The organism is Micromonospora sp. NPDC048843 (genome assembly GCF_040649965.1).
Lineage (GTDB): Bacteria > Actinomycetota > Actinomycetes > Mycobacteriales > Micromonosporaceae > Micromonospora > Micromonospora hortensis.
Window position 1 is genome coordinate 59,942 of the sequence record NZ_JBEZGJ010000012.1, and the last position, 20,319, is coordinate 80,260.

Sequence of the window (20,319 nt, forward strand, 5' to 3'; positions counted from 1 at the left end):
CATCGACCAGAGGCTGAGCGAGTTGCAGCGCCCGCCAGGTGCTGGCCCCGACTTCGCCTTTACCGCAATTTCACTTCTTAGAGTGTTTTGATTCGACCTTTCTCACCACCAGCCATCTCGGGGCGTGCGGGGTCGCCTCCTTGGGCCGTCCGAATTGTTCCGCTGCATCAGACAGCTGGCGGGTACGTCCAGGCGTGATTGAGGAATCGGCAGTCAGGTAGCCGACACATGGTCGACTTGATCACGTAAGCGCGCAGGTTAGGGTTCTTCGGTGACACTCTCGTCCACCAGGGCGACCAGCGCGTCAGGGGTCGCCGAACTTGCCCTTCCGGAGCCAGGTCAGGTCGTCGAGGTTCGCGGGTCGACCTGGGCGGTGGCGCAGGTCAAGCCGCAAGGACTGCCGCGCAGCCCGGCGGACGAAGCCGTGGCCTCGCTGAACCACGCGGTGACCCTTCAGGCGCTCGATGAGGACCGGCTGGGTGAAGAGCTGACGGTGGTCTGGGAGCTGGAGGTCGGCCACACCGTCACGCCCGCTCAGGGGCTACCGACGCAGGTCAACCCGGACGCCTTCGACGACCCGAACACCCTCGCCGGGTTCGTCGACGCGATGCGCTGGGGCGCGGTGACCTCGGCGGACGACCGTAGCGTGCAGGCGCCGTTCCACAGCGGAGTGGCGGTGGAGGCTTATCAACTGGAGCCGCTGCGCCGGGCGCTGTCCTCGCCCCGGACGAACCTGCTGCTGGCCGACGATGTCGGCTTGGGCAAGACCATTGAGGCTGGCTTGGTCGTGCAGGAGCTGCTGCTGCGGCACCGGGCGCGTACCGCGATCGTGGTGTGCCCGCCAAGCTTGTCCCTGAAGTGGCAAGACGAGATGCGGGACAAGTTCGGTCTGGACTTCACGATCATCAACAGCGAGTTGATGCGGGAGGTACGGCGCCGCTACGGCCTGCACGCGAACCCGTTCCAGCTCTATCCTCGGGTGATCGTGAGCATGGCGTGGCTGCCGCAGGTGCGCGCCCAGCGGATGCTGCGTGACGTGTACGCGCAGGCGGCGAGCACGAAGAGCGCTCGGCGGTACGCGTTTGACATCCTGATCGTGGACGAGGCGCACCACGTGGCGCCGGCCAGCCCGTCGACGATCGGTGGTGGGCGCGGCTACGCCGTTGACACGCAGCGCACGCTCGCGGTCCGGGATCTGGCGGACAAGTGTGAGCACCGTCTGTTTCTCAGCGCCACTCCACACAACGGGCATCCGGAGTCGTTCACGGCGCTGTTGGAGATGATCGACTCGCGCCGGTTCAGCCGTGGTGCGCTGCTGGACGAGCGGGCGTTGCGGGAGGTGACGGTTCGGCGGTTGAAGTCGGACCTGCCGGAGAAGGGTTTCCGCCCTCGGGAGCTACGGGTCATCCCGTTCACACCGCGCGCCGACGAGCAGGAGATGTTCGCTCTGCTGGATCGGATTCTCACCGAGAGCGCGAAGGCGAACGGGACCGGTGAGTCCGGTGACATCACCGCGATGCTGTTCAAGAAGCGGTTCTTGTCGAGCCCGTGGGCGTTCGGCATGACCTTGCAGTCGTACCTCGCCGCGCGGTCGGTGGGCCATGCGCCGACGGACTGGGACTACGACGACATCCTCGGCGAGGGGCAGGCTGACGAGGAGGAAGGCCTCTGGGAACAGGACGAGGCGACGGCCCTACGGCATAGCAAGGCCACCGACCCGCTGGTCGCCGCCGCGCCAGGTGAGTTGCAGCGGCTGGCCGAGTGGGGGCTGAGCTTCGAAAGTCGACCCGACTCTCGCCTTGACGAGCTGATTACCGCCCTGGATGCGATCTGCCGACCGGGCGGGTTCTGGTCAAACGAGCGCATCGTGGTGTTCACCGAGTACGCCCACACCCTGGAGTGGGTACACCGGGTGCTGGTGCAGCAGGGCTACGGCGACGTGCTGGAGGTCATCCAGGGGCAGACGCCGACCGACGAGCGGGAGCTGATCCGCGAGCACTTCACCACGGAGCCGTCGGCAAAGAACCTCGTGCGGGTGCTGCTGGCCACCGACGCAGCCGGTGAAGGCATCGACCTCCAAGACCACTGCCACCGGCTGATCAACCTGGACGTCCCGTTCAACCCGTCACGGTTGGAACAGCGCATCGGCCGGATCGACCGCTACGGGCAGCAGCAGACTCCGCTGGTGTTCCAGTTCTCGCCGGACCGTTCGGCGACGTTGTACGCCGCAGACATGGAGTTCATGGGCCGGATCGCCCGCAAGGTCGTGACGGTCGCGCGTGACCTCGGGTCGGTCAACCAGGTCATCGCCGACGAGATTCAGGACCATTTCACCCGCTCCTCAGCGGGACGGCGCAAGAAGGGCGCGCTCGACGGCAACGCTGTGATCAACAAGGCGTTGGCCGGCGGGTTGGACCTGAACAGCAGGTTGACTCAGTTGGAGAAGGGCTACGCCGACAGTCGGGCGGAGCTGCACCTGGAGCCGGAGAATCTGCGGCGGGTCGTCGACACCGCGCTGCGGATCAGCCACCAGCCGCCCCTGGTGGTGGCCGGCGACGACCGGACCGACGCAGCCGTGTTCGCCGTGCCGCCGCTCGGCCCAGCCTGGCAGTCGACGTTGAAGGGCCTGGACACCCGCTCCGAGCCGGGTGTATTGCGGCCGATCACGTTCGACGACAAGGCCGCGGCAGGGCGGAAGGACTTGGTCTACGTCCACCTGGGTCACCCGCTGGTGAAGAAGGCTCAGCGGTTGCTGCGGCGGTCGCTGTGGAGCGCGGACGCGCCGTTGCACCGAGTCACGGCGGTCGTGGTGGATGGGCTGGAGGAGTCCTTCGTCGCGGCCGTCACCCGGATGGTGCTGGTCGGCCGGGGAGGGCTACGCCTGCACGAGGAGATCTTCCTCGCCGGCGTACGCCTGCGGGGCCGCCGTGCTATCGCCGAGGAACGCGCCGAGCGACTGCTCGACCAGGCCCTCGACGCCGGCAGGCTGACGCCGGCCGCTGCGGACGTCCGCGCCGACCTGGCCAGCGAGTGGAACGAGCCGGAGTCCCCGCTGCGGTCCCGGCTGCTCGACTCGATGACGCGCCGCGCCGAGTCTCGCCATCAGCGGGTCAGCGACCAGCTCGCTAAACGCGAGGAGGCCGACGTCAACCGGGCGCGGGAGATCTTCGCCGCGTTCCGCCGCAACCTGAACGAGTCGCTGGACCAGCTCACCAGCGCCGAGATGCAAGACCAACTAGCCCTCTTCCCCGACGACCAGCAGCGGCAGCGCCGCCGCGACATCGAAACGATGCGCCGTCGCCTGGACGAGCTCGGCGACGAGGAGCAGCGGGAGATCGCGGCGATCACCGAGCGGTACCGCGACGTCAAACCACACACCACCGCCGCGGCGGTGGTGTTCGCGCTCACCCCGGCCGACGCCCAGCGAGGAGGTTCACGCTGATGCGGACCGCCCGTACCTTCCGCCCGAAGACCGCCACCGAGCTGCACCGGGCGTGGCTGGAACTGGTCGAGACAGACGGCCCGTTCCTGGCGATCCCGCCGCTGAAGCGGGTGTGGCCGCAGGGCATGCCCGCCCTGGACCCCGACCGCCTCGACGTCCTCCGCGAGGCCAAGCCGGCGTACGACCACGCCTGGGAGGCCCTCGACATCGACCCGGACGACGAGACCGTTCAGGCCAAGTACACCGAGGTCCGCGACGTCTGGGTGCAGACCGTCCTGCGGGACGTCGTCGGATGGCGTAGCTCGCTGGCCTGGGGTCCCGACTTCGCGCCCGGGGTGAATGCGCACTCGCCCGACCGGCGGATCTCCGTCACCCCGCAGGCCGCGCTGCACGGGCCGGACGGTATTGGCGCGCTGGTCGGCGTGGTCGACAAGTGCGACAGCCTGCACGCCACCGGCACCGACGGCTGGGCCGCCACCGCTATCGACCGGATGGAAGCGATGCTGCGCGGCGCCGGCATCGCGATCGGCATCGTCACCGACGGCCGCTGGTGGGCGCTGGTCTGCGCCCGGCCGGACGCGATGGTCGCCTCCGGCATCGTCGACGCCCAGACCTGGGTCGAAGAACCACTGACCCGCAACGCCTTCCTCACTGCCATCGCCCGGCAGTACATCATCGGCGGCGACCCCAACGAGCGGCTCCCCAAGCTGTTCGAGGAATCCGTGGCCGCCGCCGAGGAGATCACCGAAGCCCTCGGCGCCCAGGTCCGCCGCGCCGTCGAGCTGCTGATCCAGGCGCTCGCCGAGACCGCCGCCGACCACCACAGGCGAGGCCTACGCGATCCACTTCCGGATGACCCGCACGACACCTACTCCGCCGCCGTCACGGTCATGATGCGCGTCGTCTTCCTGCTCTTCGCCGAAGAGCGCGGCCTGCTGCCTCAGAGCGAACTCTTCCTGCAGGGGTACGGCATCAGCGGTGAACTCGACGACCTGGAACAGCGCCGGCTGCGCGACGGCGAGGAATCGCTCGACAGCACCTACCTGACATGGCACCGGCTACTCGCCACCAGCCAGGCCCTCTACCGCGGCGCGTCGTTCGAGAACATGCGCATGCCCGCGTACGGCGGATCGTTGTTCGACCCGGAGCGGTACCCGTTCCTGACCGCCTCGGACGACAACGGCACCCTCGCCCTGCCCGTCTCCGACCGGGTCATGCTGCACGTTCTACGCTCGGTGCAGGTCGCCCAGCTCAAGGGCGGCGACGCCCGCCGGATCTCGTTCCGTGACGTCGACGTGGAACAGATCGGCTACATCTACGAAGGACTGCTCGGCTACTCCTGCACCCGGGTCACCGGCGACACTCAAGTCGGCCTCGTCGGTGCCACCGGAGCCGAGCCGGAGATCCCGCTGACAATGCTGGAGCAGCTCGCCAGCGTCAATGCAACTTCGGCGAAACTGGCCACCGCGATCATCGCCTGGCTCAAGGAAAACCAGCCCGCTGCCACCCCGCCGAGCGCGAACGCCTTGGCGAAGCGGCTCGCAGCCACGCCCGGCGACGACGCCGACCGCATGCTGCGCGCGGTGACCGATAACGACGACCTGCGCGCACGCCTGCTGCCCTGGGCCACCATCACCCGGCCCGACCTGCGCGACCGCCCTACCGTCGTCCTGGACGGCGGTCTGGTGGTCACCGAGACGCCGTCGCGGCGCAACGCCGGCGCCCACTACACCCCGAAAGACCTTGCCGAGGAGGTCGTCCAGCACGCTCTCGAACCGCTCTGCTACTCCCCCGGCCCGCACCAGGTACCGGAGAGCGGCGGCGCCTGGAGACTGCGCGGCTCGGACGAGATCCTCAACCTCAAGGTGGCCGACATCGCCGCCGGCTCCGGCGCATTCCTGGTCGCCGCCGCCCGCTACCTCGCCGCCCGTCTCGTCGAGGCATGGATCGACGAGGACCCGGCCAACGCCCACCGGCACGACCTCGGCCAACACGCGATCCGCGAGGTCGTCGCCCGCTGCCTCTACGGCGCCGACATCAACGCGATGGCCGTCGAGATGTGCAAGCTGTCGCTCTGGCTGGTCTCGCTCGACCGCGACCTACCATTCTCCTTCGTCGACGACAAGATCCTGCACGGCAACTCCCTGCTCGGCCTCACCGACCTACGCCAGCTCCGCACCCTACACATCGAGGCGCCCACCCATCAGCAGGCCAGACTGACGGCCCAGGACGTGGATGGCACCATCCGGCGGGCCGTCGATATCCGCCGAGACCTCGCCAGCGCAGTACGCGAACACGACCCCATGCGCAGCGCTACCGCAAAACGTCGCCAACTCAACCGCTCGCGCGAGCTGACCGCCCAGCTCCGCCAGGTGGCCGACGGGGTGATCGCCGCCGGGCTCCGCCTCGGCGGCAAACCCGGCAAAGCCCTGGACGAAGCGTACGAGAACCTGGCCGAGGCGGTGACCGCCGCGATGCCGGCCGACGGCACAGTCGGCAATCGCGAGTTTCTTGACTCGATCTTGGAAAAGGGGCTGACCCCGATTGTCGCGACGGACTACGAACGCTGGCAGCCGCTGCACTGGGTGCTCGAAGTCCCGGACGTGGTGGTCGATCATGGCGGCTTCGATGCCGTCATCGGTAACCCACCCTTTCTGGGCGGCAAGAAGCTCACCGGCGCGCTAGGCACGAATGTCCGCGACTGGTTCGTCCAACAGGTCGCCGGAGGCGCCCGGGGCAGCGCCGACCTCGTCGCCTACTTCCTGCTACGCGCGGTCGCGCTGCTGCGGCCGGCCGGGACGCTCGGGTTGATCGGCACGAACACCATCGCGCAGGGTGACAGCCGTGAGGTCGGTCTCGACCGCATCGTTGCCGACGGGGTTACGATCACGCGTGCGGTGCAGAGCGCCTCGTGGCCGTCGGCAAGCGCCAACCTGGAGTATGCGGCAGTTTGGGGCAGCCGCGGCCCGGTCGCCGATGCAGCCGATCGGGTGGCTGACGGGATCACGGTGTCACGCATCTCCACGCTGCTGGAACCCGCCGGACAGGTCGACGGCACCCCGGCCCGGCTCGCCGAGAACGAGAACTTCGCCTTCATCGGCTGCATCGTGCTCGGCATGGGATTTGTGCTAGAGCCCGACGAAGCTCACGCGTGGATCGCCGAGGACGACCGGAACCGTGAGGTGCTGTTCCCCTACCTCAACGGCGAGGATCTCAATTCACGCCCCGACTGCTCCGCCTCGCGCTGGGTCATCGACTTCAACGAACGATCTATCAACGAAGCATCGGCCTTCCCCATCGCCTTCGAAAGGATTGAGGAACTCGTTTTCCCCGAGCGAGCGCTAAACAAGAAGAAGCCCTACCGGGAGCGCTGGTGGCGGTTTGGCGAGAACTGTCCAGGAATGCGGAGTGCGATCGCCGGACTGGACGAGGTGCTGGTCATTGCATTGGTCAGCAAGTCGGTCATGCCTGTGCGGGTGCCCACTGGGCATGTCTTCAGCCACAAGCTTGCCGTGTTCGCGACCGACTCGCCAGCCGATCAGGGGGTGTTGTCGTCGAGTCTGCATCAAATGTGGGCGGTCAAGTATGGCTCCACGATGCGGGCGGATGTGAACTATTCACCATCCGATGTGTTCATGACGTTTCCCCGCCCGGAGTCGACGGATCGGTTGGAGAAAGTGGGCCGGGTGCTGGATGTCGAGCGGCGCGAGATCATGCTGCGGCGCGAACTGGGTTTGACCAAGCTCTACAACCTGGTCAATGACCCGGGGCTGGCAGATGCCGAAGACCCGGACGTGGCCCGGTTGCGACAAATTCACGTCAAGGTGGACGAGGCGGTGATGGCGGCGTACGACTGGTCGGATGTGCCGCTGGAGCATGGCTTCCACACGTACCGTCAGATGACGCGGTGGACGGTGAGTCCGGCGGCACGGGTGAAGACTCTAGACCGGCTGCTCGCGGAGAATCTGCGCCGTGCGGCGGCGCAGCGTCCGAAGGCGGCGAAGAAGGCGACTGCCCGCCAGCGAAAGCCGGTGGTCCACGAGGGCCAGGAGGCGCTGCTGTGACTGACTCGGCGCCGGGTTTCCGGCTCGCACACGAGCCGGACGGCACGTCATACGCAGTTCGGGAGAACCTGGTCGACATCCTGGAGCGTGAGCTGCTCGGGCCATCGGGTGGTCCGGAGGAGCTATTGGCGGTGAGCCCGCGTCAGCTGTACCTGGTGGGGCATATCGCGCCGGTGAAGCTGACCGAGCCCGATGCTGATCCGGCCGGCTCTGAGGACGGGTATGGCCTGGTAGGCATCCGATCTGATGCGGCGGGTTTTCATGCGCAGCGTGGGATTCCGGCCGAGTCTGCCGACGGCACCGACGTCGAGGGTGAGGAGGATGACGCCGACGACAAGGCTCCGCGGCAGGGGCTGATGATTCCGTCGTCGATGGGGTTGCGGTTCCAGGTGCCAAACGATCTGGCGGAGTTCACGGTCACCGCGTCGTGGGGCACCTACGAGAGCGTGAAGACCGGTGAGGTCGACAAGCGGGGCCGGGCGCTGCGTCGGTATCAGCGGACGCCGGTGGGGGTCGTCGAGAAGATCGCGGCGGCCGAGCTGACGCCGGGGCGGACGTACACGCGGGTGCTGACCGGGCAGATCTGTTTGCGGATCGATGCCTACGACGACGCGCGTTTCGGTCGGCGGTTAATCGAGATTGCGCTGGTCAATGACCGGGAGACACCGCCGACGATCCCGGTGCACGAGTGGCTGTTCCAGACGAAGCTGCACGTCGACGCGGGCGGTGCGGCGGTGTTCCTGCCGGTGCGCGACGTCATGGAGCAGGAGTGGCCGGAGCACGACGACGAAATGCGCCGGCTGCACTTGCAGTACCGCAATCGGCTGGAGTTCGCGGTCGGGCGGACCTGCTCGGTGGACTGGCGGGCAGAGCCGGGAGCACGGCGGGCGACGGCGGTGTGGACGACGTGGCTGCCGGTCGCGGAGACACCGCAGACGCAGGCACGGTCGGTCACGGGCGCAATGCTGTCCATGGACGCACTGGCCAAGGCCAGCCCTGAACAGGTTCGTGATGGGCTCGCCCCGCTGGTGGATGGTTACCGGACCTGGCTCGACGGTGAGGCCGCGAAAGCGGCGCAGCTTCCCGAGCATCTGCGGGACCTGGCCGAGGAGGTCGTGGACGAGGCACGCGCGGCAGAGCAGCGGCTGGCGGACGGTCTGGCGCACGTGGTGGCTGATCCGGAGGCGTTCGCGTGCTTCCGGTTCATGAACGAGGTCATGCGGGACCAGCGGGTCCACTCTCGGATCGGGGCGTTGCGTAGCTCCGACCCGAGCCTGTCGTTCGACGACGCCCACGGTCAGGTTGAGGCCGACGAGCGGGAGAAGCCGTCGTCGTGGCGGCCATTCCAGCTGGCGTTTATCATCATGCAGCTGCCGGCGCTGACCGACCCCACCGCAGCGGCGCGCAGCGGTGAGCTGTCGTGGGTGGAGTTGTTGTTCTTCCCGACCGGTGGTGGCAAGACCGAGGCGTACCTGGGTCTGGCGGCGTACACGTTCGCGATCCGGCGCCGGCAGCAGATGGTGGCGTCCTCCGATGGCCCGTTGAACGGGCGTGACGGGGTGGCCGTGTTGATGCGGTACACGTTGCGGCTGCTCACCGCGCAGCAGTTCCAGCGGGCCACCACGCTGGTGTGTGCGGCGGAGCTGGTCCGCCGCCGGGACGAGGCAACCTGGGGTAGTAAGCCGTTCCGGATCGGGTTGTGGGTCGGCACCGACGTGAGCCCAAAGCGTTGGGACGAGGCGGACGAGCAGCTGCGCAAGGCCAACGCGTACGGCGGGCACCGGTTGACGGTGTTGCAGGTGCAGCGGTGCCCGTGGTGCGGCAGCTCGATCGGCGCCGCAAACGTGAAGCCGGTCAAGACGAAGCGGCGGGTGTTGGTCTTCTGCGGCGACGATACGGGGCAGTGCCCGTTCGCCAAGGGCGGTCAGGTGGATGAGGGCCTGCCGATGCTGACGGTGGACGAGGAGATCTACCGGATGCCGCCGGCGTTCGTGATCGCGACGGTCGACAAGTTCGCACGGCTGGCGCGCGAGGGTGAGGCGGCGTCGCTGTTCGGCTACGTCGGCCGGTACTGCGGTCGGCACGGCTACGTTCACCCGGACTACGCCAGTTGCAGCGTGACCACCGGTCACCAGGCTGAGCCCGGCCTGCCCGCCGCGACCGTACGCCCGGTGGGACGACTCCGGCCGCCGGATCTGATCATTCAGGATGAGCTGCACCTGATCACCGGGGCGCTGGGCACCGCCGTGGGGCTGTTCGAGGTGGCCGTCGAGACCCTCGCGTCGTGGGAGACCGCCGACGGCAAGCCGGTCCGGCCGATGATCGTGGCGTCGACGGCCACCGTGCGCCGCGCCGACGAGCAGGTACGAGGGCTGTACGGGCGGGGCGTCCAGATCTTCCCGCCGCAGGTATTGGATGTGGCGGACACGTACTTCTCACAGGAGCTGCCGATCGGGCCGACTACCCCGGGCCGGCGCTATATCGGGGTGAGCGCGCAGGGAGTGCGGCTGTCGAGCGCGGAGATCCGGGTCGCCGAGGTGTTGCTGCTCGCCGGGCAGTTGCTGTTCGATCGCAGTGGGTCTGCCGCCGATCCGTACATGACGTTGGTGGGCTACTTCAACGCGACCCGTGAATTGGCCGGTATGGCCCGCTACATGGCCGACGACGTGCAGAACCGGGTCCGGCAGCCCCGCCCCGGATCGGGTTTTCCACGGCGGCTCGGCTCGTACGGGCGCCTGGTCACCGGCGAGCTGACCTCCCGCATCGCCTCAGTCGACATCGGACGCACCCTGGACAACCTGGCTCTGGAGTTCGACCCCGACTACGCCACGACCACGGCGATGCGGAAGCGGCTCGAACAGCAAGAGGCCGGCGGGCGGATGGAGCGGCCGAAGGCCGACCCGTTCGACGTGGTGCTGGCCACTTCGATGCTGCAGGTCGGGGTCGACGTGCAGCGGCTCGGGCTGATGCTGGTGGTGGGGCAGCCGAAGAACACCGCCGAGTACATCCAGGCGTCCTCACGGGTGGGCCGCGACGTCGGCCGTCCGGGTGAGGACTGCGGCCGACCCGGTCTGGTCGTGGCGCTCGGGAACTGGGCGCGGCCCCGCGACCTGGCCCACTACGAGCAGTTCCGGCACTACCACGAGACGTTTTACGCGCAGGTGGAGGCGCTGTCGGTTACCCCGTTCTCGCCGACGGCTCTGGACCGGGGCATTGACGGGGTGCTGGTCAGCGCGGCTCGGGTGCTGCAGGCGCACCGCGACGACGGGCTGTCGCCGGAGCGGGCCGCGTGGCGGGTCCGTGCCGAACAGGACGCTCTCACCGCCCTGGTCGATCGGCTCTATGCCCGAATCCGGCCGGCGGCCCAGCTGGACGACCTGATGGCGCAGGCGCACCAGCGGCTGATCAACCGCATGGACCAGTGGAACGCTCGGGGAGAGTACGCCGGGAAACTTAGCAAGACCCTGGTGTATGAGCGCACCGGTGACAACGACAGCTACCTGCCGTTGCTGATCAGCCCGGAGAACGCAAAGGCCCACCAGGGTCAGCCGGACCGCGCGCCGTTCGTCGTCGCGCACTCGATGCGGGAGGTCCAGCCGGAGATCAACCTGCTGGTCAGCCCCATAGCCGAGCGGCTGTTCGTCGTCGAGCCCGATGACGCGCCGTCGTGGGAGTTGCCTGAAGGAGGAGAAGACGAGTGACGGACGACGAGGGGCAGATGATCTTCGAGTCTGCGCAGCTGTTGGACCCGTTGGCCGACAGTGAGCAGGCGAACGTCAAGAACCGGGCCAAGGTTGGCTCGGCCCGCCCGTCGTCGCTGCTCTACACCTACGGTGTCGGCTCGATCATGGACCTGCCGCAGTTCTCGATCATGCCGGCCGGCCTCGACGATTGGGAGCCCATCTGGCGGCGGCGTCCCACCGTGCAGACGATCGAAGAGCCACGGCTGCTCAAGGTGGTCCAGCTTCACCTTGGGTCGCGCGTGCAGCAACTGCGGCCGTTCCCGTGGCAGCCGAAGGCCCGCGCGATGTCGCAGGAGGGCTCCGACCTCGGCATCCCCGCGCGGGTGTTCCCGCAGTGGCTGCGGTGCACCGGCTGCGACTACCTCGGGCCGCTGTCGCGGTTCAGCTACACCAACACCCACCCGTTCCGGCCCGACCTGGCGACCTTCGAACACGCAAGTTGTCCCGGCCGTACGTTTGCGGGTGCGGCGAAGGGAAAGGCCAAGGCTCCCACGAAGGGAAAGGCCAGGCGCAGCCCGGCGGTGTCCGCCCGTTACCTGCTCGCCTGCGCCAACGGCCACCTCGACGAGTTCCCGTATGCGCTGTGGGTGCACCGCGGCAGAACCTGCCCCGCCGCCCCGCACCCGGACCTGAAACTGCGCGACAGCAACATCGGACAGGGAGCCGGCGCGGTCATCACCTGCGAACGCTGCCAACAGCGGCGCGGCATGGGCGAGGCGCAGGGCGAGGCCGGCAAACGGAAGCTACCGACCTGCCGGGGCCGGCATCCGCACCTGGACGCCTTCGATCCCAAATGCGGACTGGACACCTCGCTGATGATGATGGGCGCGTCCAACCTCTGGTTCGCGTCCACCCAGTCGATCATCGTCATGCCCCGCAGCGAGGAGCAGAAGCAGACCGCGCTCGCCACGAAACTGCGTACGCACCTGACGCCGGAGGAACTGACCGACTACAAAGCCCTGCCGAAGGTGCTTCGTTCGCTGCTCGTCGCGCACAAGTGCGACCTCGCCGGAGTCACCGACGAACAGCTGACCGCAGCGGCGGCCGAGGCACTTGCCCCACCGCCGTCAGAGGAGGAGCGCCGGGAGAGGCTACGCGATTGGGACCCGGTCGAGCTGCTTGTGCCGGAGTGGGACTACCTGCAGAAGCCGAGCCTGTTCGCGCAGCAGCAGGACTCCAGCGGCCTGATGGTCACCGAGATGCCCACGGCCGCCGACCTCCCGAAGCAAGTGCACCGGGTCATCGCCGTGAACCGGATGAAGAAGGTCAACGCGGTGATCGGCTTCACCCGGATCGACGAAATGGACCGGGTCAACGACCTCGCAAGCCGGCTCGTCAAGCTCACCCGGGACGGCCGCCCCACCTGGGTACCGGCCACCGAGGACCGCGGCGAGGGCATCTTCCTGCAATTCGACGAGGCCGCCATCGCCGCCTGGGAAGCACAGATCTTGCCCACCAGCCTGTGGCGGGCGCACCGCGAAGCCCACCGGCACAACTTCTCCCGGCGCTTCTCCGCTACCGCCGCCCAGATCGACCCCGACAGCCGGTTTCCCGCCCCGCGCTACTGGCTGATACACAGCCTGGCGCACATCCTCATCCGCGAGATGGCGATGTCCTGCGGTTACGGCGCTGCCAGTCTCAGTGAACGCCTTTACGCCTGGCCTGCCACCCCCGACCGGCCCGCCGCCGCTGGGCTACTTATCTGCACCACGGCCTCCGACAGCGAGGGCACCCTCGGTGGACTGGTCGCGCTCAGTCAGCCGGAACGGCTGCACGGGCTCCTGCTCGACGCGCTGCGCAGAGCAGCCCGCTGCTCCTCCGACCCCGTCTGCGGGCAACGCACACCACGACACGGCGAGGACTTCCTGCACGGCGCGGCCTGCCACTGCTGCAGCTTCGCCTCGGAAACCTCCTGCGAACGGGCCAACCGATTCCTCGACCGCAGATTCCTGCTCACTTTGCCGACCATCGACGACGAACGGGTCCCCGGCTTCTTCGGCACCATCGATGTCTACTGACCCCTACACGGCGCTCGGCGCCTTCCTGACCGCCTACGAGGCACAACGACTCGCCACCGTCCTACAAGCCGGCGGCACCTCTGGCCAGGCACTGAAAGAAGTACACGCCGCCCGCCGCGGCGAGGCGAAGCGCCTACTCCTCGCGGCCGAACTCGGTCCGGAGCACCGGGACAACTCAGTCGCCGTACTCCGGGCCATCGCCGGCGCACGATCCGTCCGGACCGCCATCTCCCCCGTCTGGACCATGCCCGGCGTCGAAGCCACGACCGGCCGTCTCACCAGCGAAGCTCAGCGCATCATCGACGACGCACGCATGTCGATCGTCTGCTCCAGCTTCAACTTCACGCCGCACTCGGGCATGTGGACTGCCCTCAAGGACGCCGCACGGCGCCCCGGCCTGAGCGTCACGGTGTACCTCGACGCCCACGCCGGCTCCCCGGCAGCCGTCGCGGCCCATCTCCCGAAGGCGACCGTACTCCGGACGCTAACCCCGCCCGGAGGCCACCATCCGCTGGTGAGTCATGCCAAGTTCATCGTCGTTGACCGCGTAATCACGCTACTGACCAGCGCGAACTTCTCCTTTAGCGCCGAGAACACCAACATCGAATTGGGACTACTGGTGCACGACACCAACCTCGCCGCGTCGATCGAAGCCCTCATGCGGAGCAAGCACGGGGTGCTCTACGAGCAAGTGACCTGACAGGTGCGCGCGGCTTACCCGCCCTTGCAACGGAGCGAAGATACCTGGACCAGCCTCGTACAGGCGCGCCGCTGGGGCAAGTCGAACCAAGCCCCACGCGGGAGACTCACGTTGGCAGCCGGAAGCCGCTGATCTCACGCGACTGTGCCAGCCACTGTACGGCCAGCCGGCGCGCCTCTTCCCGGGGTATTGGTGACCTACGGCGGATCACCTTGGCCAGGCGCCGCACCGCAACGTCCTCCCACTGTTCCCGGAAGTCGTCGTCAGGAATTTCGATGAGGATCTTCGGCCGGTGCGGGTCGTGCTTCAGGCGGTCACCCGGGCGGCCGGGCTGCAAGTAGATAGCGCGGCTGTTGAGGGCATTCTCGTATCGGTGGTTGCACTGACTATTGTCTTCTCCAACTTCCCTCCACGGCGCGTTCAGGAATCCGTGAGGGTCGACTTAGCTGACCGATCGAGCAATCAGCGAGCCAAGCTGCCCACCGGTTGATGAAGTCGTCGAGGTCATCGATTACCACCGCCATGAAGGGCCAAGCAACTTGATGCGCCCAGACGCCGAGCCGAAAGGCTTTCGCCGATTCATCAGTCGGGTCCATCGCGAACGGTTCGACGTCGAGTTTTTGAGGGGAAGGTGCATGCCATGATGTATTGGCGAACGCTGTTTCAAACCACTGATAGCGGCCGGACTCTTGGGCGTCGCAGTACCACAACGCATGACTTCTACCGCGGTATTCAGTATCTCTCGGGTGATCCTTTGGGCGCTCAACCCCTATTCTCGCATAATAAACAACATCGAACGGAAGTTCGAATCTCGATTGCAAGTCGATCTGCGCGCCTACTGGAATTACAAAGTCAAGTGTTGCTTTGTTCAGGTGAATGCGCCAGCCCAACGGCCTCACGTACGGTTCCTTGCTGACAGGATCTAAGTCGACTGTTCGAGGCACGAACTCTGCCACCGGAGCACTGTCCATGATCGCGGCCCTAAGCGCATCCATAATGCGACTAATCGCCTTTTGCGCAGATTTCGCGATTTCAGCTCGACGCTCCTTCTCGGACCGGGCGCGCTCTGCGGCACGACCCTCTTCCCCTCGTTGAGCTATCACAGCTCGATTTGCCTCGCGGAGAAGCGATAGGCCAGTGCCGGAAATGGTATGGGAAGCCCGCTCAAGCCGAGCCGACAGATTGCTTGGTGAGGGCCGAGTCTGAGGAGCCTTGTATAGACATTCCTCTACAAGGCTCACCAAGGCAAGGGACACGCCGTCTAGCGGCGGCGGCTCATAGTGTAGATGCTGATCCCGGAAGTCACTCGCGCCAGGCCCCCTGAACGGCCAACTACCCGTCAGCAACTCGTAGGCGAGGACCCCAAATGCGTAGACATCGGTGGCAGACGTAGCTCTCTCTGACCGCCATTGCTCTGGGGCAGCGTATGGCGGGGTCATCGAGTACTTCTGAGTATCCGGCGCAGTCGTGGCTTCGGCGTAGCGGGAAACTCCGAAGTCTGCGATACACCATTTGCCGTCGAGCAAGAGAATGTTCTCAGGTTTCAGGTCCCGATGAACAACCTTGCCTTGCAGGTCGCTGAGCGCGAGCGCTATGTCGGACAGAACCGCAATTGCCTCTGTCGGGCTGAGCGCGCTCTGCAAGTTCTGGCGAAGCGACTTTTCCGCCCGGGGCATAATGAGAACCCAGCTATCGAGCGTCTCGCCACTGTCAATAATTGGGACAACATTCCGTGCACCACCGAGATCGACGAATAGAAGCTCCCGAGCAGATCCGGGCTTCTTCGGGATCAGCTTGGCAACCGCGTCTTGATGGCGTGGAGAACTGGCCGCAAAGACGCTGCCGAAGCCTCCCCCACCAATGCGCTCACCGAGCGCCCAATTCTCGCTGAGCTTGAGGTCTGTAATCGCCACCGATTGGTCACCCCTTCTCGCGGCCTGCCGGGCTGCGACAGCCTATCCACTGGGCTCGCGTGGTACTAACATGGACACTCCTCGCTCACGGGCCCGGCCGTCAGCCCGGCGGGGCTGCACGTTCAGCGCCGCCCAAGTCTGCGGGCCGACGACCGGCCCGCCGTGTCAGCACGCCGACTGCGCGGTATTCGGTGTCCGGTGCCCGGTCAGCAGCCGGGTCGACCGCAGGCCCCGCCTGACCGCGCCACCGCGCCACGGCGGCCGCGCTGGACGCGACGACCAGCGGCCCGCCGACGGCGATGGACCACACCGCCCAGCGCGGCGCCCACACCTTCCCCTCAGCTTTGCGTTGCTGACTTATCGGCCGCCTCCTCGTCGTCTCCTTCGTCGTCGGGGTCGTGCGGGTCGTCGGCATCCCCCACGGGGTCGGTCTGGCCGGCGCGGGCCCACGCCTCGGCCATCAGCGCCCGGAAAAAGTCGGCGCGCTGCTGCTAGCTCATCTGGTCGACCTCGGCGCGGATCGGGCGGCCATCCGGTCCGGTGTGGGCGGTGGTCGAGTCCGGCAGGCCCAGCGCCAGCCGCTCGACGCGGGTCGCTACCTCCAGCCAGCGGGCGATGTCCCCAGGGCCGAGCTTCGACGCGTCGAGGGCCTGCAACCGGGTCACGAGCGTCGCCTGCAGCGTCGACGCGATCCGGGCTTGCCGCCTGGCCATGTTGCGCCGCTGCTCGGCCAGACCCTCGGCGTACAGCCGGTCCTCATCGCGGTCCCACGTCTGCGCCCGCTGCACCCACTTCCAGATGCTCGCCAGCTTGTGGAGGTAATCCCGGCTCTTGTTGACCTCGGTGGCGACCTTGGCGGCGGTGCGGGTGCGGCCCAGGTAGCGGTACAGCACAAATGCCCGCCTTCTCGGGCTCTCAGCGCTGCCGGTCCCAGGGCAGGAACTCCGGCTCGCTCATGGTCACCGCTTCGTGCTGTCGTGCCTGGTGCGGGCGGCCCGGTCTGCGGGGAAGTCAGGCCGGGCCGCCCTATTGCGGCCGGACAGCTGCCGGGCAGAGACATGCCCGACTTAGCCAATTGCCGATGCATATCTCCCGAGCTACGGTTGAGAGCACGGTGGCCCCGCGCCGCCGGATTCTCCTTGTCGCCCGCCGGCCCACGCCTGGCACTGGGGACACCGAGGGACACGGCGTTGATCGTCACGCGGGTGCGGTAGCTCCGGCACATTCCCTGTCGCCGGCGGTCGCGTGGGGTCCGCCGGAGGATGGATTGATTGTGAGCACGGACAACCGGGCCAAGAAGCTGGCCGAGCAGGAAGGCATCGCTTATGCCACCGCGCTGCGTCTGACCCGCGATCAGCAAGACGACGAGCGGAAGCGGAAGGCCCAGGCGGAGATGGAGGCGCTGTTCCCGTCGCTGGACAGTCTGCTACCGGAAGCGGTGAGCAGCGCATGCCGCACGATGGCGGGCAACAGCATCGGGCGCTACGTCGGGAGGAACAGCGGGAACTGGACCGCCGGGCTGACCTTCGACGACGTCGACCTTCCCACGGACATCCTGCGCGAGATGGTGATCGACGTGGTCACGCCCGACCTCGACACGATCAACTGGCATGTGGACGACGACCCCGACGAGCAACACCCCGGCTCGGTCGAGGCCGTAACCGAGGTGACCTTCACCGGTTGGGGCCGACTGGCCGCGGTTGCTGGGCGGCACGACCTGCGGTTGGTCGACCCGGACGTGGACGGCAACGCCGAAGTTACCTTCACGAGCCGCGTGCGACTGGAGTGGCACTTCGTCTACCACCCGGGGATGAACTATCTCGACCTGCTGTACGCGGGCGCGTCCGAGCTGATGCCGACCAACCCGCACTACTAGGCACGGGCTAGGTGTGCTGTCCGGGGAGGTTGGTTGAGGTTGTGTGACGACACGGTTTGATGTCGTAGGTAGGTGAAGGCCTCCGGTTGCGGAGTGGAGCTGTCGAGGAACCGCTCCGCCAACCAGGAGGCCTTCATGTCCCACGCTAGTGCTGCTTTGACCCCTCGCGCACGTCTGCGCCTGGCGCGTCTGATCGTGGATGAGGACTGGTCAGTCGCTGCGACGCTGAATCTCAACAAAGCCAGGTATCACCTCGGCGAGATTTTCGGAGAGAGCTCGCGCACCGCCGGCTGACGTGCGCGGATAGGCCGCTAACCGCGCGTCACGCATTGTCCCCGTCGGTCGAGCGGATGCTCGGTATGCCAGCACAGTGCACAGACCGACTGCCACCAAGCGGCCCGACAGTCCTTCGACAGCGCCAGCGGACTGTTTGTCCGACTCGACTGCGAAGATCCTTCGTAGAAATATCGGCGTGTCGAACAACCAGCGTGACGATCTCGAGGATCCCCTGACTCGATGGCTCAACGGGCAGCCGCGGGCCGACCCGCAGCTGCCTACTGAACGGCGGCGTGGTCTGCGGTTTGCGTTCTACGGTCGGATGTCGACCGTCGAGCACCAGGACCGGGTGACCTCCCGGCACTGGCAACGGGACTGCGCCACTGAACTCGTCGCCGCTCACGGCGTGATCGTCGCCGAGTACTTCGATGTCGGCTGCTCTCGCCGCCGCGGTTGGCGGCAGCGCCCGCAGGCCGCCGCGCTGCTGGCCGCGCTCGACGACCCAGATCGCGGGTTCGACGCGATTGTGGTCGGCGAGTACGAGCGGGCGTTCTCCGCCAATCAGCTGCAGCACCTGGCGCCGGTGCTCGAACAGCACGCTGTGCAGCTGTGGCTGCCCGAGACGGACGGGCCTGTCGATCACCACAACCCGACCCACCAGGCGCTGATCATGATGCTGGGCGCCCAGTCGAAACGTGAGGTGCAGCGCGCCCGGTTCCGGGTCGTCACGGCGATGCGGGCCCAAGCGCGGGAGCAGGGACGGTATCTCGGAGGCCGGCCGCCCTACGGCTACCGACTCACCGACGCCGGCCCTCATCCAAACGCCGCCCAAGCGCGATGGGGTCGCCGGCTTCAACGCCTCGAACCGGATCCGGCCACGGCCGGACACGTGCGGTGGATGTTCGCCCAACGCCTGGACGGCCAGAGTCTCGCCAGCATCGCGCGCGCCCTCAACGACGCCGGGATACCGTGCCCGTCGGGCGTCGATCCCGACCGCAATCCACACTGCAGTGGCGACCGGTGGACCCTGCGAACGGTCGCGGCGATCCTCGCCAACCCTCGTTACACGGGTCGGCAGGTCTGGAACCGGCAACCCGCGCACACCGACGCCGACGCTAGCCGCTCGCAGCGAGAACCGATCCGGCGGAACCCGACCGTGGACTGGGTGGTCTCCACGCAACGGGCCCACACCGCGCTGGTCAGCGAGCAGGACTTCGTCGCCGTCCAGGCCATCCGCTCCCACCGCAGCGCCCACGACGGCACCACCCGCCGCTACCTCTTCACCGGCCTACTGCGCTGCGGACTATGCGGCCGAAGATTGGAATCTCACTGGATCAACCAACGCCCCGGTTACCGATGCCGCCACGGCCACACCAGCACTCAACAGCCCACTAATCACCGGCGCAAGATCCTCTACCTCAGAGAAGATCACATCATCGCGAGACTCGCTGACCATCCCCGCCTCGCCAGCGCCATCCAGAGCCCACACGACATGGTCACGCTCCTGCGCAGCAGCGAGATCATCATCGTCTGCGACCAGGAACACTGCACACCAACCACAGAAAGATCCGCGCAGGGCACCCTGCGCGGATCATGATCGATATATGGTAATGATGTGTCCGAGGGGATTCGAACTCTTGTACGTATCATCGGTGCTCCATTTCGGGTGCACATGCTCATAGATTACGGCACGTTCAGGGTTGGCTCAACCTCGCGCGCCCATTACCGGGCGTGAGCATGAATCGAAGTCGGGCCGCGTATGGCCCAATCCAGCCAGCCAGCTGGCTCGGTTATCGACTGACCGAAATGAACGTGCAGGCATCAAGCTTGAGCCCCACCGCAGGGGTCCTGGCGAGTTTCAGTCGACCGGCGTTGACGGCAACCCGTGCCGCTCGCGTTCTTCGGTAGCGAGCGCACCAGGTTCACCGCCTTCGGCGAACTCTGAAATTCACCACAACCGCGCACAGCGCCAGAGCGTCCAATGCCGCTCAGCGCGATGCAACGCGATGCTCCTGCAACGCGCGGATCTGCGCTCGCACCGCCTCGGCGAGGGTCTGGATCCGGATGAGTCGCCGGACCGCCGCGGTGTCGGAGCTGGGGTAGACAGTGAAGGCGACGGCATGAGCCCTGACGAGCAGGCTGGCATACCAGGCTAGGGCGGGCCTCGAGGCGACCCGCACCTGCTTCGCGTAGAGCATCACTCCACTTGACCCTGCGCACTCTGATCGATACTTTCCGTGCATGACCCAACATGCGTTGCCCCTGAGTAGAGGGGACCTCGATCGGG

At 67.1% G+C, this 20,319-nt stretch carries 11 protein-coding genes; 7 read left to right on the forward strand and 4 right to left on the reverse strand.

What is annotated here, in order from left to right; translation table 11 throughout:
• The first annotated feature begins 271 nt into the window (after positions 1 to 271).
• The 5 genes from drmD (at position 272) to drmC (ending at position 13,967) form a co-directional block, all read left to right on the forward strand.
• Positions 272 to 3,442 carry a DISARM system SNF2-like helicase DrmD gene (gene drmD, locus AB0C20_RS05190; RefSeq protein WP_357567417.1) on the forward strand — a complete coding sequence of 1,057 codons (3,171 nt, stop codon included), beginning with the start codon at positions 272 to 274 and terminating at the stop codon, positions 3,440 to 3,442.
• Positions 3,443 to 3,933: 491 nt separating this feature from the next.
• Positions 3,934 to 7,506, forward strand: coding sequence for a DNA methyltransferase (locus tag AB0C20_RS05195; protein WP_357567418.1), 3,573 nt, complete (start codon positions 3,934 to 3,936; stop codon positions 7,504 to 7,506).
• Positions 7,503 to 11,207 (forward strand): DISARM system helicase DrmA, encoded by a 3,705-nt coding sequence (gene drmA, locus AB0C20_RS05200; protein ID WP_357567429.1) that lies wholly within the window; start codon positions 7,503 to 7,505, stop codon positions 11,205 to 11,207. The genes AB0C20_RS05195 and drmA overlap by 4 nt, the downstream gene beginning before the upstream one ends.
• Entirely contained in the window at positions 11,204 to 13,267 is a 2,064-nt protein-coding gene (locus tag AB0C20_RS05205) for a DUF1998 domain-containing protein (RefSeq protein WP_357567419.1), read from the forward strand. The genes drmA and AB0C20_RS05205 overlap by 4 nt, the downstream gene beginning before the upstream one ends.
• Positions 13,257 to 13,967 carry a DISARM system phospholipase D-like protein DrmC gene (drmC, locus tag AB0C20_RS05210; RefSeq protein WP_357567420.1) on the forward strand — a complete coding sequence of 237 codons (711 nt, stop codon included), beginning with the start codon at positions 13,257 to 13,259 and terminating at the stop codon, positions 13,965 to 13,967. Before AB0C20_RS05205 ends, drmC begins: the two co-directional genes overlap by 11 nt.
• Before the next feature lie 106 nt (positions 13,968 to 14,073).
• On the opposite strand, the gene AB0C20_RS05215 is transcribed toward drmC, so the two are convergent.
• From AB0C20_RS05215 to AB0C20_RS05225, 3 genes are all read right to left on the reverse strand, one after another.
• Positions 14,074 to 14,304, reverse strand: coding sequence for a hypothetical protein (locus tag AB0C20_RS05215; RefSeq protein ID WP_357567421.1), 231 nt, complete (start codon positions 14,302 to 14,304; stop codon positions 14,074 to 14,076).
• A gap of 49 nt (positions 14,305 to 14,353) precedes the next feature.
• Positions 14,354 to 15,880, reverse strand: a complete 1,527-nt coding sequence (locus tag AB0C20_RS05220; RefSeq protein WP_357567422.1) for a serine/threonine-protein kinase — start codon at positions 15,878 to 15,880, stop codon at positions 14,354 to 14,356.
• A gap of 491 nt (positions 15,881 to 16,371) precedes the next feature.
• Positions 16,372 to 16,773: a hypothetical protein gene (locus AB0C20_RS05225; protein ID WP_357567423.1), complete on the reverse strand. Its 402-nt coding sequence runs from the start codon at positions 16,771 to 16,773 to the stop codon at positions 16,372 to 16,374.
• A 380-nt stretch (positions 16,774 to 17,153) separates the two neighbouring features.
• Here AB0C20_RS05225 and AB0C20_RS05230 point away from each other — a divergent pair, with 380 nt between their 5' ends.
• Entirely contained in the window at positions 17,154 to 17,756 is a 603-nt protein-coding gene (locus tag AB0C20_RS05230) for a hypothetical protein (RefSeq protein ID WP_357567424.1), read from the forward strand.
• A gap of 430 nt (positions 17,757 to 18,186) precedes the next feature.
• The gene (locus tag AB0C20_RS05235; protein ID WP_357567425.1) at positions 18,187 to 19,629 is read left to right on the forward strand and encodes a recombinase family protein; all 1,443 of its coding nucleotides are present in this window, start codon (positions 18,187 to 18,189) and stop codon (positions 19,627 to 19,629) included.
• A gap of 391 nt (positions 19,630 to 20,020) precedes the next feature.
• Here AB0C20_RS05235 and AB0C20_RS05240 read toward each other — a convergent pair whose 3' ends face one another.
• Positions 20,021 to 20,230: a hypothetical protein gene (locus AB0C20_RS05240; protein ID WP_357567426.1), complete on the reverse strand. Its 210-nt coding sequence runs from the start codon at positions 20,228 to 20,230 to the stop codon at positions 20,021 to 20,023.
• Between the last annotated feature and the right edge of the window lie 89 nt (positions 20,231 to 20,319).